We start from the raw sequence: 14,629 nt of genomic DNA, 5'->3' as shown, positions 1-14,629 counted from the left end.
TGAACTTCATGCGTGCGCCTCGTGAACCGCGGGTGTGAAATTGGGTTTGATCGCTGGGGAATCCTGGTGTGCCGCGGGCGAGATTTCGGGCTTTTCCCGCAGCCATGCCCGCATGCGCGGAAAAATGGATGGACAGCCGGGTTGTGGCTGCGTGGTCAGGCCAAGCCACCACAACATGGGCAGACCGGGGCATTGGCCACGCGCAAAGCCCTCGGCAAGCATGCTTGCCTGGCCGCGATAGCCATGCTCGTGAAAGACAACCTCAGCCGGAATGCCAAGGTGGATAGCCGCGGCCCAGGACCATGCGATCGAGGCCATTTCTTCGGCGGGATCCGACGAGGAGGGTTTCTCCGCATTTCTTCTTTCCGGAGGCATCACGGCCAGATGCCCGGCCTCGTGCAGCAGATCTCCGGGATAAAGCAATGCGTCCGGGTCCACGCGCAATCCGTTGCGGATCATCTGAATGCCGGGCAGGAAACCCGGTGAAGGCAGCGGGCCGGTTTCCACTCGCAGTCCGATCTGCTGAAGGAAGGCGGTGATTTGGTGCAGCAGGTCTTTGCACACGATGCCGGATGCCGCGCAACCGTCCGCGGGCTCGGCGTTCGCCGGCGATGAAAGCGCCGGGGCCGTAGCCTCTTGTGGCAGCCACTGCATTTCGCAGGAGAGCGCGTCGCCCGCCACCGGCCGGAAGCCCAGCCGCTCATACAGACGCCGGGCCCGGCTGTCATTGACGACACGCAGGTGAACCGGCGTGGAGACTTCCGCAGCCGACCGCTGCACCATGCGCAGAGCGCAACTGCCGATGCCTCGCCGCTGGTACTGCGCGAGAACCGCGAGATCAAGGATGCGAATGCTCTCTGGCTGACGATGGAGAAGCAACCGGCCGGCGGGCGTGCCGTCTGGCAGGCAGAGGATGAGATTGGCGGCAGAAGGCCAGGCCTGGGCATAAGTCAGCTCGCGGCCACGGTACTGCATGTCGAGCAGCGGTTGCAGTTGCGTGGACGAGAGTCCGAGAGGCGCCATCTCCGCGGCTTTTTGTTCGGCAAAAAGAGCAAACAAAAGGGAGGCGTCTGCGTCTGTGGCGGTCCGGGTTGAAAGCATCTCGATCATAGGGAACTGAAGTTGCGGGGCCGGTGCTCCGGGAGCCGCCGGCCCGCATGGGCTTTAGCTTCTGGAGGGATAGATTCCCTGCGTGCAAATGACAAAGTTTACGGAAAGATAGGGAGGTTCAATGCTGAAGGCTTGCCCCTGGCCGGCCACTGCGTTTGTGACCGTTCCTCCACCGCTGGGTACGCCGCTGATGGTGGCTGAGACCCCGGCAATGGCCCCCAGCGTGGATGCCTCGGGATTGTTGACAAATAACTGACCGGCCGACCGGTTAACGTCTGTCATTCCAGCAATGTAGTTGCCAGTTGCGGAGCCGGAGTTGCCGTGCGCGCTGCTGCCGTTCACGGTCACGCTGACGGTCGGGGTTCCTCCTCCGCCGGAGGGCTGGAACTGGGCCAGATGCGTATGGGACGGCAATTGTGCTTGTGACAGTTGCATAGTCGGTTGGCCGCCATTTTCTCCAATTTCATAGACCGGCAGGTTAGGCCCCTGCCCGAAGGCAAGGGGCATGCGTCCACGGAAATCCGGAAGCTTGAAGGTCGAGATACCGTCGCCGCCATAGAAAGTTCCGAGCAGAGCGAACAGAGCGTTGTTGGAAGCTATCGATAAGGTCTGCCCGTTGCAAAACGCCCAGTATTGCGGCGCAAAGTTGAATGCAACCATGCGAATTTCTCCGAGATAACCATCACCCATGATGCGAATTCCTTCCTGCCTTGGGGGCGGCTGCGGCAATTCCTGATGCCGGAGTGATTTGTAGAGCCAGGACCAGCGTGCTGTCCTGCTCTTTCGTCTTCACCGGGCTGCAAGCCCGGTTGCGGCAACGACGCAATTGTGGGTAAGTAGCAATCCTTCTCCCTCATGAGCAAAGGCGGGCCCTGCTGCTGCGCGCCCCGCTTGTGCTTCCGCCCTTCATTGGCAGACAAGCATGGTGCTGTAGTTGATGATCGGGGCATTACTCGTCTGGCTGTACTTGAACTCGAGTAGATCGCCCGCGGTCACGCTGAATGTATCCGCCGTATCCGAGCAGGTCGCCGCGGCGCCATCCACCGCGCTGGAATTGTTCACGGTGCAATGCATTGCGGTATCGAGGCCGTTGTGCCGCACCGTGAAAGTCGAGGAGTCGGTGGCCAACGCACTGGCGTTCACTTCCTGCCCACGCACCAGCAGGGCCGAGACCGTGCACGAGAATGGCACGTAGACATCTCCCGCACCAGGCTCGCTTTCCGTGTTGCTATTAGGAACCTGCACGTTTCCGCTTGGAGGAAGGTAGTACGTCGCAGTGTCCGTTGCATTGCCAATACTGCCCACCCAGGTGAAGTTTGAGGTGGCTCCGGTGGCCCCTGTTGCCCCGGTTGCGCCCGTGACTCCTGTCGCGCCGGTAACCCCGGTGTCTCCGGTTGCGCCCGTCACGCCTGTCGTGCCGGTAACCCCGGTGGCGCCCGTGGCACCAGTCGCGCCGGTGGACCCTGTGACTCCCTGTGGGCCTGTGGTTCCGGTTGGTCCTGTCGCGCCTGTTACTCCGGTTGCGCCGGTAAGCCCTGTAGCCCCGGTTGCCCCTGTTGCACCTGTGACTCCCGTCGCGCCGGTAACCCCGGTGGCACCTGTTGCGCCCGTCACGCCAGTTGCGCCGGTCGCTCCAGGGAGTCCCTGAGAACCGGTCACGCCCGTGGCTCCCTGAGCGCCGGTCGGGCCCGGAATTCCTTGAAGCCCCTGAATGCCCTGAGCGCCTGTTGGGCCGGTGGCTCCCTCCTGCGCCAGTAGAGCCCAGACTGTCCCATCCGAGGGTGGGGACACATTAAGATTCCCTGTCAAGGCGATATAACTGCTGCCGTTGAAGCTCACCGCATCCCCGAGCGCATAGGCCGTGCTGCTGCTCCAGGCTCCTTGAAAAGTGAGCGGTGGTCCCGTGGCTCCGGTGGCTCCGGCCGGCCCCGCCGGTCCCTGCGGCCCTTGATTGACCAGCGTTACATCGAGCAGCGGCGGATGGGCGGTCTGGTCATTCTCTTTGCTGTCGAGCACGATGTCGGCGCTGGGAGAGCTCAGCGCGAGCCCAAAATTCGCGGCTGGAGTGCTGATCCAGGACTGCACCTGGGAGGTCACGTCCACAGCGACGTATTCGCCCGCTGTGTCGGCGGCAAATGTGCCGATCGCTGCTCCATATGCCGGCTGGCTGCTGTAAGTCACGCCCGACTCCGTCCAACTGGAGTTGACGGGCGCGACCATCACAGCTCCAGAGGCATTGACCCGGTTGACGAAGACAAAGAGCGTAGCGCTTTCCACCTGGGAAGCTGTGGTGCCCGCGGGCAGATTGCCGAGACTGAACCGGACCAGAGTGGTGCTGGTGCCGTTGACGTAGAGATTGCTCAACGAACCAAAATTTGTTGCGGGACGGCTGGAGTCGATCGATGCGTCGCCTGTGAGCGCAACCTGCGTGGCATGCAGCGCGGGCGTAAACAGCGTCAGCGCCATCATGGCGCAGAGAAGACGGGAAAAAAGGCGTGACGGCATGGATCCATCTCCTTGCGGATGGTTCGGTGGGGATGAAGGACTAAACTCCCGTCCTGATTTCTTGCCTGCCGGAAAGATAGAGAACCGCGCAGAAGGTATACAGCAGACCGAGCCAGACTAGTGGATTGCTTATGGCTTGTCAAAGTAATTTTGAAAGAAATCTCCGAAGCTTTATTGAGCAAGTGACCTGAAGGCTTTGGTGGCATACTTGGACCTGCCGGACTGGAGCAAGGATGCACGATAATGCCAGCTGGAATGTGGAGGGAAGAAACCGGTGAAGTACAAGGGACTTAGTGCTGGTGCCATCGCAGTACTTGGTATCTGCGCTGTCTACGCTAACTCATTTCACAACGGATTTCACTTTGATGACTTCCACACCGTGGTGAACAATCCGGCTATCCGGAGCCTGAGTCACATTCCGCGCTTCTTCACCGATGCGACGACCTTCAGCATTCTGCCGGCTAACCAGACGTACCGGCCCATCGTTTCAACGACCCTCGCCCTCGATTACTGGATGGGGCACGGGCTGCATCCGTTCTACTTTCACATTGGCACGTTTCTGATTTACCTGATGCAGTGCGTGGTAATGATGCTGCTGTTTCGCAAAGTGCTTGAGTCCGCCTGCCCGGAGCGCAATCTTACAATGCCGGCGATCTTTGCCGCCGCCTGGTATGGGCTGCATCCGGCCATGGCCGAGACGGTCAATTACGTGATTCAGCGGGGTGATGTTTACGATGCGTGTGGCGTGGTTTGCGCCCTGCTGCTGTATGCCGCGCGGCCACGATGGCGGCGATGGGGAGTCTACCTGCTGCCTTATGTGCTGGCGCTGCTCAGCAAGCCGCCGGCGATTGTGTTTCCCGCGTTGTTGTTTGCGTATCTGGCGATGTTTGAAGCGCCGCCAGAGAGACGGTACCGTTATGCGGTGATGCGAACGTGGCCCTCGGTGCTGACAGGAGCGGTGGTCATGGCATGGGAGGCCACGATGACGCCGAAGAGCTTCACACCGTCTACGTTGTCGAGCTACGCGTGGTTTATCACCCAGCCCTATGTGCTGCTACGCGAGTTTGTCACATTCTTTCTGCCCCTGCATCTGAACGTGGACACAGATCTGAAAGCATTCTCCACCGTGAATGCGGATGCGGTTTTTGGATTTTTATTTCTGGCGGCCTTGCTGGCTGCCATTGTGCTGCTGAGCCGTGCGAAGGCTCTTCGGCCTGTCGCCTTCGGACTGCTGTGGTTTCTGGCCGGGGCGCTGCCGACGGCTCTCTACAAACTCTCTGAGGTGGAGAACGATCATCGTCTGTTTTTGCCGTTTGTGGGCCTGGCGCTGGCTGCCACCTCGGCGGCCTGGCTCGCGGTGGAGCGGCTGGCGCGCAAGGTGTCTGGCCCATGGATATGGCGCGCCGTTACCGCGAGCGCGCTGCTGCTTCTGTGCGCCTATGGATGGGCCGCTCACATTCGTAACCGTGTCTGGCACAGTGAGGCGTCGCTCTGGTATGACGATGCGCTGAAGAGCCCGCACAATGGCCGCGGGCTGATGAACTACGGCCTGGTGCTGATGAGTGAGGGAAAAGATGAAGCCGCGCTCCACTACTTTGACAAGGCCAAACGGTATACGCCGGATTATCCAACGCTGGAAATCAATCTGGGCATTGTGAACGGGCTTCTCGCCGATCAGGGCAGACCGCAACTGGAGACGGTGGCCGAGCGTTACTTTCTGCGAGCGATTGCGCTGGCGCCCGGCGATGACCTGCCGCATGCCTACTATGGCCGCTGGCTGCTCGATCATGGCCGTGTTGCCGATGCCGTACGGCAGTTGCAGCTTGCCGTGACGCTGAATCCAGCGGCGATGATGCAGCGCGATCTGCTTATTGAGGCTGAAGAGCGGACGGGTGACCTGGTCGCCGCACGGCAACAGGCACAGCAGGCGCTTCGTCTGTTGCCCACAGACACCATCGCCAAAGACGCTTTGCAGCCTCAACGCAAAGACGCTTCGTATTGGATCAATCAGTCATTGAACGAGTACCAGCAGCAGCAGTTTCTGCTTGCCATTGCGTCGGCGCGGCGTGCATTGGCGCTCGCCCCGCACTCGGCGCTTGCCTACAACAACATCGGAGCCAGTTATGGGGCGCTGAAAGAGTGGAAGCCGGCGATTGAGAGCGAGAAGGCGGCCTTGCGCTATGATCCGCAACTGGCGATCGCCCGCAATAATCTGGCGCTGTTTCTTCAGAAGAAGACCCCGGCCGGTCCGGGGGAAGATGCGGTTCTGGCCAATCACTGGGTCGATGTCTCTCTGCACGATTATGAGGCGGGCGATTATGAAGGATGTCTTGAGGCGGCGCGCACGGCGCTGCGCTGGAATCCGCGCTCGCCGGAGGCGTGGAACAACATGGCTGCGGCCAATGCCGCTCTGCACCGCTGGCCGGCTGCCGCCCGGGCGGCGCAACAGGCACTGGCTCTGAAGCCAGATTTCACGCTGGCCCGCAACAATCTTGCCTGGGCGCAATCGCATTTGCAGGCGCACAAATAGCGCTGCATGCCGTGATTAGCGAGGAGGGTTGCGGCTCTTTCCGCGCAGACGATGAAGCGCCAGCACGGAGTAGATGCCATAGGAATCGCGCAGTGGATGAAAGTGCGAAGAGCGATTGTGATCGTGATAGATCGTCTGAATCGGCACTTCGACCGGAGCGCACCCCTGGCAGCACCAGTGCGTGAGTGCGGCCATCTCGTATTCATAGCGATCGCCGGGAATGGTCAGCAATTCGGGCAGGAGCGTTCGCGGAATACCGCGCAGACCTGTTTGCGTATCGGCCAGCATGACCCCAGTAGCCGCGCGGAAGGCATATCGAGTGAGAACGTTCCCGAGCCGGCTGCGCCACGGCATCGTGGAAGGAAATGGACGCGCGCCGAGAATGATCCGCGTGGGAGAAGCGGCCAGAGCAGCCGCGACCCGCGCAATGTCTTCCGGCGCATGCTGGCCATCGGCATCGGCGGTAATGACTCCATCATAGTCTGGCCATGCCCGCAGAAACTCTTGGAATCCGGTGCGCAGGGCGCAGCCTTTGCCGTGGTTGTGCGCGTGCCGCAGCAGGGTAATGGCCGGCATCTCACGCAGCCGCTGAAAAACGGGCTGCGCGCCCGCGCTGCTGCCGTCATCGACGACCAGCACAGTCCGGCAGCCCATTTGGATCAAGGTTTCGACTAGAGATGTCAGCTCCGCTCCGGGATTCCATGCCGGGATGAGAACGGCCAATCTTTCAGGGAACGCCGGTGGACGCTGTTCCACCGGCGCGGCTGGGATAGCGGTATGGCTACCGGAGTGCAGAACGATGTTCATGGGAAACTCGTGCGTCGATGTTAGCAAAGCATGCGGCGAGGGCATCTAGCGCGGATTTAAGTTGAGCAGCGGCGGTTCCATCAGGATAAGGCTCTGTGAGTCTGTTCCTCTGGCCGTTGTACTACTTTCACAGACCAGGTAGAGATTCTATTGTTCGCCGCTCATTGATCAGCCTGGGGATTCCTGAGCTATTTGCCATGCAAGTCCGGCTCAATCAAGATATCTGAGCGAATGCACAAACGGGAACGCCGAGACCTTATGCCTGGATGTCGCCTGTTTGCAGCCGCCAGAGGGAGGCGTATAAACCGCTTCTCGCGACCAGGTCTTCATGGGTGCCTTGTTCCACGACCTTGCCCCGTTCGAGAACCAGAATGGAATTGGAGTCTCGAATCGTCGACAGACGATGAGCCACGGTCAGCATGCTTCGATCAGCCGTCACCTTCCGGACCGAGCGCTGCACGGTTGCTTCAGTGTCGTAGTCGAGCTGCGAGGTGACTTCATCAAAGGCCATCACCGGCGCCTGCTTCAATAATGCCCGGGCAATGGCGATGCGCTGCCGCTCCCCTCCAGAGAGCATCCTGCCGCGCTCGCCGACATCGGCCTGCAGGCCGCCGGGCAGGGCAGCCACCATCTCTTCCGCGCCGGCCTCGAGGAGCGCTTCGCGAATCTGGTCGTCGGAGGCGTCGGGCTGGCCATAAAGTACATTATCGCGAATGGTTCCCTGAAAGAGATATACGTCCTGGCTGACCAGGCCCACGGCCGCACGCAGGTCGTGAAGGTCGAGCTCGCGGATATCCTGTCCATCCAGAAGAATGCGGCCCTCTTCGACCTCATAAAAGCGCATGAGCAGGCGCAGCAGTGTGCTCTTGCCGGAGCCGGTGTGGCCGCAGATGCCGAGCGTCTGTCCTGGGCGCAGCTCGAACGAAACGTTTTCGAGGACCCTGATCCCGGGACGATAACTGAAGGTGACGTTGTCGAAGACGATTTCTCCGGCGAAGTTGCTGCGCTTTCGTTTGACCGGTCCACTCAGGATTGCGGGCGTGTGGTTGAGCACCTCGGTGAGCCGGTTCGCGGAGGTAAGCGCCTTCTGGTATACGCGCCGCACCTCCGCCATACCGTCCACGGCATCGAGCAGGCGCGGGAACATATAGACGGCCCGGAGATACTGTGCCTCTGTGAGCGTGCCGTCGGCCACGAGCTTTCCGCCGTACGCCGCGTTGATGGACATGCCTACGGAGTAGAGTCCGCGGCCGATGCCGCTTTGCAGGGACCAGAGATCGTTGGCCTGCTGCGATGCGTCCGCCAGGTCTGCCTCCAGCAGTCTGAGCCGCCGCTGCTCGGCTTCTTCTGCTGTGAAGCTCTTGATGTCGATGATTCCGGCCAGGCTGTTTCCCAAGGCTTCGCTGAACCGGGAACTGGATTCGCTGCGCCGCGCGAAGGCGTTGGTGATTGCCTTGCCGAAGAACCTGGGCAGGGCAAAGAGCGGAAGCAGCGGGACACAACTGAGCGCGGCGAGCCGGGGCGAGGAAGAAATCAGGATGCCGCCGGATACACACACGGTCAGGGTCTTGTCGACTGCCATCTCGCAACCCCGGCTCATGAACTCGCCGATACTGGCCGTGTCTTCTGAGATGAGATTGATCAGTCCGCCGGTCGAGTGGGCATCGAAGTAGGCGAGGTCTTCTTCGGTGATCTTTGCAATGAGCCGAGCGCGGAGGGTCTGACGTGTTTCCAGGCCGAGCTCGTGCCAGCGGCGCAGCCGTTCCTGGCGGGCCCATGTATCGGCGGCGTTGAGAAGCACGCTACAGAGGGCGGTTGTGGTCAGCGAGAGCGGCTTTTGCTGGACCTCGGCTCCGGATTTGAGCGACTTGCTCCGGCTTGTAATGGTGTACACCACGAAGAGGCCTTCGCAGAAATGGATGGCGAAGCTGACCAGGGAAAAGAAGATCGCTGCGCCTACTTTTTTGCGGTCCGGGCCGGCGGCCTTGAGGATCTGCCGCAAGTTTTCCGCCGAGGAGGCGCGAGGCTGCATGCTTTCGTTCACCTCGGGCAGGTTGCGAAGAGTGGTGGCCAACAGTTTGCCGATATTCAGCCGGGTCTGCTGCGGATCGAAGACAAGCAGCACGCGCCCGGAGACTGGGTTGGCTTGCACCTGGCGGAAGTGCGGCATGCATTCAAGCGCGTATTGCAGAGCTTTTGCTTTTTTTTTATTTCCTTTGATGGTTATGACATCCCATCGTTGTCTTCCTGGGATAGCGGATCGGAGTATGAGGATCGGTTGCTGGGAGTTTTTGTTTTTTCTTGCGGTGTTCACTTGGATGCCTTGTGATCCTGCTGTTCGATCTCGCTCCATGCCTCTGCGCTGGCATCCTGCATCTCTTCGATGGCCTGGGCGGAGACACGCTGCACGACCCGTCCGGCCCGGACTCCGCCCTTGATTCCTTCTTTGAGGATGGTTCTCCAGTAAGCGGCTGCAACAACGCCGGAGGCAAGGCCGAGTAGGTAACTGCTCTTCTTCATGGCGGAGTGGTCTTCCTTTTTTTGTGGTATTTCTGCCGTGAGTTTTATGAGGTGGATTTTCGGGAACGGCTGCCCGCTGGTTTTTTAACGGCCGCCGGCGTTGGTTTTGCAGCGGAGGCTTTGGCCTGGGTCTTGGCGGGCGCCTGACGCGTGGAAGATTTGCGCGGCGCGCGCCTTGGGGATGGCTGGGGGACGGTTTCCGCCGTCTGGGCGGCTGCCGCAGGAGTCTCCGCCGCCTGGGCTGTGGGCCCGGTGGCAGGACGGCGCAGGGCCGTGCGCAACGAGTTGGAAGAGAAGAGCAGGCGCGCGGGAAATCCAAAAAGCATGCCGGCCGTAAGGCCCAGCACTCCGTGGACCGCCGCGCCCTTCAGGTCTCCCTGAACCAGGTGGCTGCCGCCGGGAACAAGATATTCTCCACAAAAGGCAAGCCCGGCCCGCAGCGGCTTGTCTTTTGTGGGGTCTTCAGGAAATTCTCGAGGCATGGGGGAGCTCGCTAAAAAAATAAAGTCACCCGCAGCGAGGAAACGATGCATCCTCGCAGCAGTCAGCATGCCTATCTGGAGAGAGAAGTGAAAAAAGGTTAGCTGGCAGGCTCTTCGGAAGCAGGCTTGCTCATGGGGGCGCCGAGTTCAAGCGGCGGAACGGATTTGACGAAGTCGATCAGGTTTTTACCCGTGACCGCGTTGGCAAACGAACTTGCCGAAACTACCAGCAGGCCCGGAACTCCGAAGACGGCCTTGGCCGCCAGCCCGAGTGCCGCATAAATACCGCCCGCTTTGTAGTCGCCGCTGACCAGATTGCTGCCACCGGGGAGGATGACTTCGCCTGCAAACTGTATCCCGGTCTTCATGGCTTGAGTGCTGTCCACTTTCATGGAATCTTCCTCCTGTGTGTTTCTACTGCACGTGGAGTATAGCAGAACTACACAAATACGATTAAAACTTATCCCACCTGAAAAAGATAACAACAGGAAAATCAGGAAGATAACTGAGAATAAAGCTCCAGTTATGTGCCGACGGGTGGGTGCGGACGCTGACGAGGATGGGGTCTGCCCATGGGCAAAAATTACATTTGGAGGGACAGATTGTAAGTGCCGCGGATGACGGAGGGTAGAAGCATGGTCATGAACGTCCGCTCCAGGTCCGGAAGTTGAGGATATGGGCGAGATCCTGTTCGGCGTCTCCGCTGTATCTTAGGCTGCGATCATCCCAATAGACTGTAGCCACCGGCTTGGGGCCGGCGTTTTGATAATCCGTGTTGGAGTTGATCTCGTCGAAGGGGATGGCGGCCTGGTTCAGGAAAGACGCAATGGTGTAATCCGCGCGGGTGGTGTGGATGATGATCTTCCAGCCCAGAGCACGAAGTTTGTGCAGGGCTTCGATGACATCGGGCCGAGGCGCGCCCAGTACGTCTTCGCCTTGCCAGCCATTGTAATCGGCGATGACACCATCGAAGTCCACGGCAATTGTCTTGCGCCGCTGGCTGGACTCTGCCGTTGTAGCGGTGTCGAGGAGAAAGGCGAGGATCTTTGCCGTGCTCTCCTGCACTGTTTCGACGTTTGTGTGGCAGACGAGATGAGGTTGGCGAGGAATGTCGAACGGCGAAGAGATTCCCGTGAATTCTTTGATTGCGCCCTCGCGCGCGCGCCTGTAGAGCCCTTTGGGATCGCGCGATTCGCAGACCGCGAGCGGAGCATTGACGAAGACCTCGATGACATCCGGCAGCACACTGCGCATGAGCGACCGCATGTCATCTGTGGGACAGATCATCGCGACCAGGACCGTGGTCTCATGCGCGCACAGCATTTTGGCCAGCTCGGCGGTGCGCCGGATGTTTTCCATGCGGTCGGCAATCGAGAAGCATAAGTCTGAGGACAGGCCTTTGCGCAACTCATCGCCATCGAGGATTTGGACCTGCTCTCCTCGGGCGCGGAGAAACGCGGAGGCCGCGCGGCACAAGGTGGTCTTTCCGGAGCCGCTCAGGCCCGTCATCCATACGACTTTTCCTTTCTTCATCTTGCCATCTCCTGCTTGCTCTGGTGTGAGATCTGGAGTGTCATTGCATGACACCAGCGAGCCGGTTCCGGGGCGTCTGATGCCTGGTCAGGGAGGGCGTGGGCCGATGCAGAAGCTTGCTCTTCGATGCTGTGCATGGCCGGCGATCCTTCCTTAAAATTCCGCTTGAAGTCCAGGCGAGACTGGCCATGTTGCCTTTACGCTTGCGTCATTCCATCGCACCGTCTGCGCGGATTCGATGGCGATGGCCATTCGGATTGTTGGTGTAGGGAGAAAGAGTGCAAACTGCCAATCGGAAGTGCAGATTCCATGGGGAGCCTGGAATTTGATGGCGCCGGGATTTTCCAGGTCGAAGATGGCAGTGTCAAGGCGATCGGATATTCCGCATCCCAGTGCCTTGAAGAAGGCTTCTTTCAGCGTCCATAGCTGAAAAAAGCGGTCGCGATGTTCTATGGAGGGCAGCCTGTGGAGCGCGGCTGCCTCTGAGGCGCTGAAGTGCTGCGTGACAATATCCAGCACCTCGATTTCGCGATCGAGCCTCTCGACGTCTATGCCGATGCGGACCGGGGCAATGGCACAAGCGACAAACCCTCGGGTATGGGAGAGGCTGAACTCCATGGTGCCGCCGGATCGCTGGCTCTTATGAATGGATGGCTTGCCGAAGGGGTTTATCTCAAATTGCCAGGCGGCCGGTAAGTATGTAGGCCGGTATTGCGAGAGGGCATCGCGAAGCAGGCTGTGAGCAATGCTGTAGTCACGGCGATCCTCCGCGCGCAGAAAGCGGCTGGCCCGGGCGGACTCTTCCGGGGATAAGGTGAGGCGTTCCGATGGAATATCAGGGCCGTCTGCCGTCTGCCGGCACCAGAAAGGCACATCTATGACCGGCGAACGGGCCGCGATGGATTCGGTTTGGCTCTGAGGGCTCACGAATACCTTGCAAAGTCATGGTTGAGAGGTGAATGGCGCAGGCCAGTTCGATGAAAGGACCGTGCGGTCGAAGATAGGGAGATAAATTTACAGACTGTTTAGATAAATCTTAGTTTTTCTGTGTACATGAGTTAGTGGTGAAGCTATATTGGTCCGGTAAATTCATGGCAGGAGAATTATATGCCAGTATTTCGCTCTGGATTGCCAGAGAGGAGGCATATCTTGCGGAATTTCTTTGTTCGGGCGTGGTTGTCCGTGTGAAGGTTTCACGCCCGCATCCTATGTGAAGTTATCTAGCCACCCCTTGCAGCCGGGGCAGGAGAGTTATATGTCAACGCCGCCATCCGGATTTCCCACTGGGATTTCCATCTCGCAGCAGGATTTTGTCAATTGGGACTGGACCATCCAGGTGAAATCCCTGTGGACATGTGTGCCGAAGACCGCAGAGGATGTGGCCGCGGTGTGTAATTGGGCCGCCGCCAATGGTTACACAGTCCGTCCGGCAGGCATCAAGCACAACTGGTCTCCGCTTGCAGTCGTGGAGGGCACGTCGCCCAGCGCGAAGATTCTGATCGTAGATATGACGAAGAACCTGACCGCGGTAGAGAGCGTTACCGCAGCCACGGGAGGCGCCCCGGCACAGGTAAAAGTTCAGACCGGCTGCACGATGGACAACCTGATGCTGGCTCTGCAGAATGCTCCGGGCGGAACGGGTACGATCGGCTACAGCTTTCCGCACATTCCAGCGCCCGGACATATCACCGTCGGCGGCGTGCTGGCCATTGATGCCCATGGCACAGCCATTCCTTCGCCGCTCGAAGATCTGCCCACGGGATATGGCAGCATGAGCAATCGCATTCTGGCGTTCACGGCGGTTGTGTCGAATGCGCAGGGGCAGTATGAGTTGCAGACCTTTACCCGCGGTCAGGCGGATGGCAACGATACGCTCTTCCTCACTCACCTGGGCCGCGCCTTTCTAACGGACGTAACTCTGGCGGTGGTGCCCAACTTCTATCTTCGCTGCCAGAGCGATATGTCCATATCGTGGAAGAAGCTGTTCGCAGCTCCTTCGACGCCCGGTGAAGTGCCGAGGCATAGCATGCTGGACTATCTGAACCAGACCGGCCGGGTCGAGGCAATCTGGTATCCGTTCTCGGAGTATCCGTGGCTCAAGGTGTGGTCGTATTCGCCGACGCAGCCGCAGGGCTCGAAAGCAGTGACATCGGCTTATAACTATCCATTTTCCGACAGCTACCCGGACTGGATTACGCCCCTGTTCAAGTGCATTCTCGGCGTTCCGCTTGATGCCGCCGTGGATGGCGCCGTGGTGACGGACGGACTTCGCAAGTGGTTGCTGTCCCTGGGATCCTCTGTCGACCTGCGGTCGGAGAAAGGCATTTCCTGGCTGCGATGGATCGCGGAGGGCTGGCAGATTCTGGAAGATCTCATCCAGGCTTTCAAGACTGGATTAGGGCCGCAGCTCACGCCGCTCATGGGACAGTTGATGCAGTTGATATCTCAGATCGGGCTTCTGGTGGACGATGCTACAGATCTCTGGGGACCATCGGCCGATACGATGATCTACATCAAGGACACCACGCTGCGGGTGACGGCGAATGGCTATGCCATCAGCATGAAGAAGGAAAATGTGCAGCAGGCGATCAGCGTATTTGCCAACACCTTTACCAGTCTTCTGGAGAAGTACCAGAATCAGAACCAGTTCCCGATCAACTCGCCGCTCGAGATTCGTATCACCGGCCTGGATGATCCTGCGGCGATCGGCGTGACCGGTGCGAAAAGCCCTGCCATCTCAGCGCTGAATTATGACAAAGAAGCCATTGCGAATGGCTGGGACTGTGCACTTTGGCTCGACGTGCTGGATTTGCCGGGCACGGAGCACGCCAACAACTTCTATGTAGATTTGGAACAAGCTTTGCTGTCGAACCAGTGGTTCACTGGAGCGAACGGCCGTGTTCGTCCCGAATGGTCGAAGGGCTGGGCTTATACTGTGGCGGATGGCGCGTGGACAGACGAGCAGGTGATTCAGCGCTTCCAGTCCACTTTCTCCGGCTGGGACGATGAGGTGAGTGGGCTGAGCTCATTTGACGCGAAGAACATCTTTTCCAACACATTCCTTGCCAGCCTGATGAAGCCGCCAGTTTCCTAAAGACACAGACAGCGGCTGCCCATGCTCGCTTCATATCACTGCACATTG

General features: G+C 59.4%; 12 protein-coding genes. 2 read left to right on the top strand and 10 right to left on the bottom strand.

The genetic code is table 11. From position 1 onward, the window contains the following. Positions 1 to 6: 6 nt before the first annotated feature. The 3 genes from ACP_RS17915 to ACP_RS18685 all read right to left on the bottom strand — a co-directional run bounded on the left by ACP_RS17915 (position 7) and on the right by ACP_RS18685 (position 3,615). Positions 7 to 1,023 carry a GNAT family N-acetyltransferase gene (locus tag ACP_RS17915; protein ID WP_169305928.1) on the bottom strand — a complete coding sequence of 339 codons (1,017 nt, stop codon included), beginning with the start codon at positions 1,021 to 1,023 and terminating at the stop codon, positions 7 to 9. Between the two features lie 141 nt (positions 1,024 to 1,164). Then, entirely contained in the window at positions 1,165 to 1,800 is a 636-nt protein-coding gene (locus ACP_RS05600; protein WP_015896325.1) for a phage tail protein, read from the bottom strand. A gap of 216 nt (positions 1,801 to 2,016) precedes the next feature. Further along, positions 2,017 to 3,615 carry a DNRLRE domain-containing protein gene (locus ACP_RS18685; protein WP_015896324.1) on the bottom strand — a complete coding sequence of 533 codons (1,599 nt, stop codon included), beginning with the start codon at positions 3,613 to 3,615 and terminating at the stop codon, positions 2,017 to 2,019. Between the two features lie 274 nt (positions 3,616 to 3,889). Here ACP_RS18685 and ACP_RS05590 point away from each other — a divergent pair, with 274 nt between their 5' ends. Beyond that, positions 3,890 to 6,145, top strand: a complete 2,256-nt coding sequence (locus ACP_RS05590) for a tetratricopeptide repeat protein (protein ID WP_015896323.1) — start codon at positions 3,890 to 3,892, stop codon at positions 6,143 to 6,145. A gap of 15 nt (positions 6,146 to 6,160) precedes the next feature. Here ACP_RS05590 and ACP_RS05585 read toward each other — a convergent pair whose 3' ends face one another. From ACP_RS05585 to ACP_RS18265, 7 genes are all read right to left on the bottom strand, one after another. Continuing rightward, positions 6,161 to 6,952 (bottom strand): glycosyltransferase family 2 protein, encoded by a 792-nt coding sequence (locus tag ACP_RS05585; RefSeq protein ID WP_169305927.1) that lies wholly within the window; start codon positions 6,950 to 6,952, stop codon positions 6,161 to 6,163. A gap of 256 nt (positions 6,953 to 7,208) precedes the next feature. Next, entirely contained in the window at positions 7,209 to 9,305 is a 2,097-nt protein-coding gene (locus ACP_RS05580; protein WP_083770525.1) for an ABC transporter ATP-binding protein/permease, read from the bottom strand. Next, the gene (locus tag ACP_RS05575) at positions 9,263 to 9,472 is read right to left on the bottom strand and encodes a hypothetical protein (RefSeq protein ID WP_015896307.1); all 210 of its coding nucleotides are present in this window, start codon (positions 9,470 to 9,472) and stop codon (positions 9,263 to 9,265) included. The genes ACP_RS05580 and ACP_RS05575 overlap by 43 nt, the downstream gene beginning before the upstream one ends. Before the next feature lie 44 nt (positions 9,473 to 9,516). Continuing rightward, positions 9,517 to 9,954 carry a DUF6072 family protein gene (locus ACP_RS05570; RefSeq protein ID WP_041839318.1) on the bottom strand — a complete coding sequence of 146 codons (438 nt, stop codon included), beginning with the start codon at positions 9,952 to 9,954 and terminating at the stop codon, positions 9,517 to 9,519. A gap of 98 nt (positions 9,955 to 10,052) precedes the next feature. Continuing rightward, positions 10,053 to 10,346 carry a DUF6072 family protein gene (locus tag ACP_RS05565; RefSeq protein WP_015896319.1) on the bottom strand — a complete coding sequence of 98 codons (294 nt, stop codon included), beginning with the start codon at positions 10,344 to 10,346 and terminating at the stop codon, positions 10,053 to 10,055. 247 nt (positions 10,347 to 10,593) lie between these two features. Then, entirely contained in the window at positions 10,594 to 11,541 is a 948-nt protein-coding gene (cysC, locus tag ACP_RS17655) for an adenylyl-sulfate kinase (protein WP_015896318.1), read from the bottom strand. Between the two features lie 99 nt (positions 11,542 to 11,640). Then, positions 11,641 to 12,414 carry a 4'-phosphopantetheinyl transferase family protein gene (locus tag ACP_RS18265; protein WP_015896317.1) on the bottom strand — a complete coding sequence of 258 codons (774 nt, stop codon included), beginning with the start codon at positions 12,412 to 12,414 and terminating at the stop codon, positions 11,641 to 11,643. 430 nt (positions 12,415 to 12,844) lie between these two features. On the opposite strand from ACP_RS18265, the gene ACP_RS17205 reads away from it, so the two are divergent. Continuing rightward, entirely contained in the window at positions 12,845 to 14,581 is a 1,737-nt protein-coding gene (locus ACP_RS17205) for a cholesterol oxidase substrate-binding domain-containing protein (protein WP_169305926.1), read from the top strand. Positions 14,582 to 14,629: the final 48 nt, after the last annotated feature.

This window comes from Acidobacterium capsulatum ATCC 51196 (assembly GCF_000022565.1).
Taxonomy (GTDB): Bacteria; Acidobacteriota; Terriglobia; order Terriglobales; family Acidobacteriaceae; genus Acidobacterium; species Acidobacterium capsulatum.
The sequence above is the reverse complement of the archived record's forward strand: the minus strand, read 5'-3'. Positions and strand labels throughout refer to the sequence as shown.

Bases quoted from the DNA above. Each gene is read 5' to 3' on its own strand.
- ACP_RS17915 (WP_169305928.1), bottom strand. From the start codon at position 1,023: ATGGCGCCTCTCGGACTCTCGTCCACGCAACTGCAACCGCTGCTCGAC.
- ACP_RS05600 (WP_015896325.1), bottom strand. From the start codon at position 1,800: ATGGGTGATGGTTATCTCGGAGAAATTCGCATGGTTGCATTCAACTTT.
- ACP_RS18685 (WP_015896324.1), bottom strand. From the start codon at position 3,615: ATGCCGTCACGCCTTTTTTCCCGTCTTCTCTGCGCCATGATGGCGCTG.
- ACP_RS05585 (WP_169305927.1), bottom strand. From the start codon at position 6,952: ATGAACATCGTTCTGCACTCCGGTAGCCATACCGCTATCCCAGCCGCG.
- ACP_RS05580 (WP_083770525.1), bottom strand. From the start codon at position 9,305: ATGGAGCGAGATCGAACAGCAGGATCACAAGGCATCCAAGTGAACACC.
- ACP_RS05575 (WP_015896307.1), bottom strand. From the start codon at position 9,472: ATGAAGAAGAGCAGTTACCTACTCGGCCTTGCCTCCGGCGTTGTTGCA.
- ACP_RS05570 (WP_041839318.1), bottom strand. From the start codon at position 9,954: ATGCCTCGAGAATTTCCTGAAGACCCCACAAAAGACAAGCCGCTGCGG.
- ACP_RS05565 (WP_015896319.1), bottom strand. From the start codon at position 10,346: ATGAAAGTGGACAGCACTCAAGCCATGAAGACCGGGATACAGTTTGCA.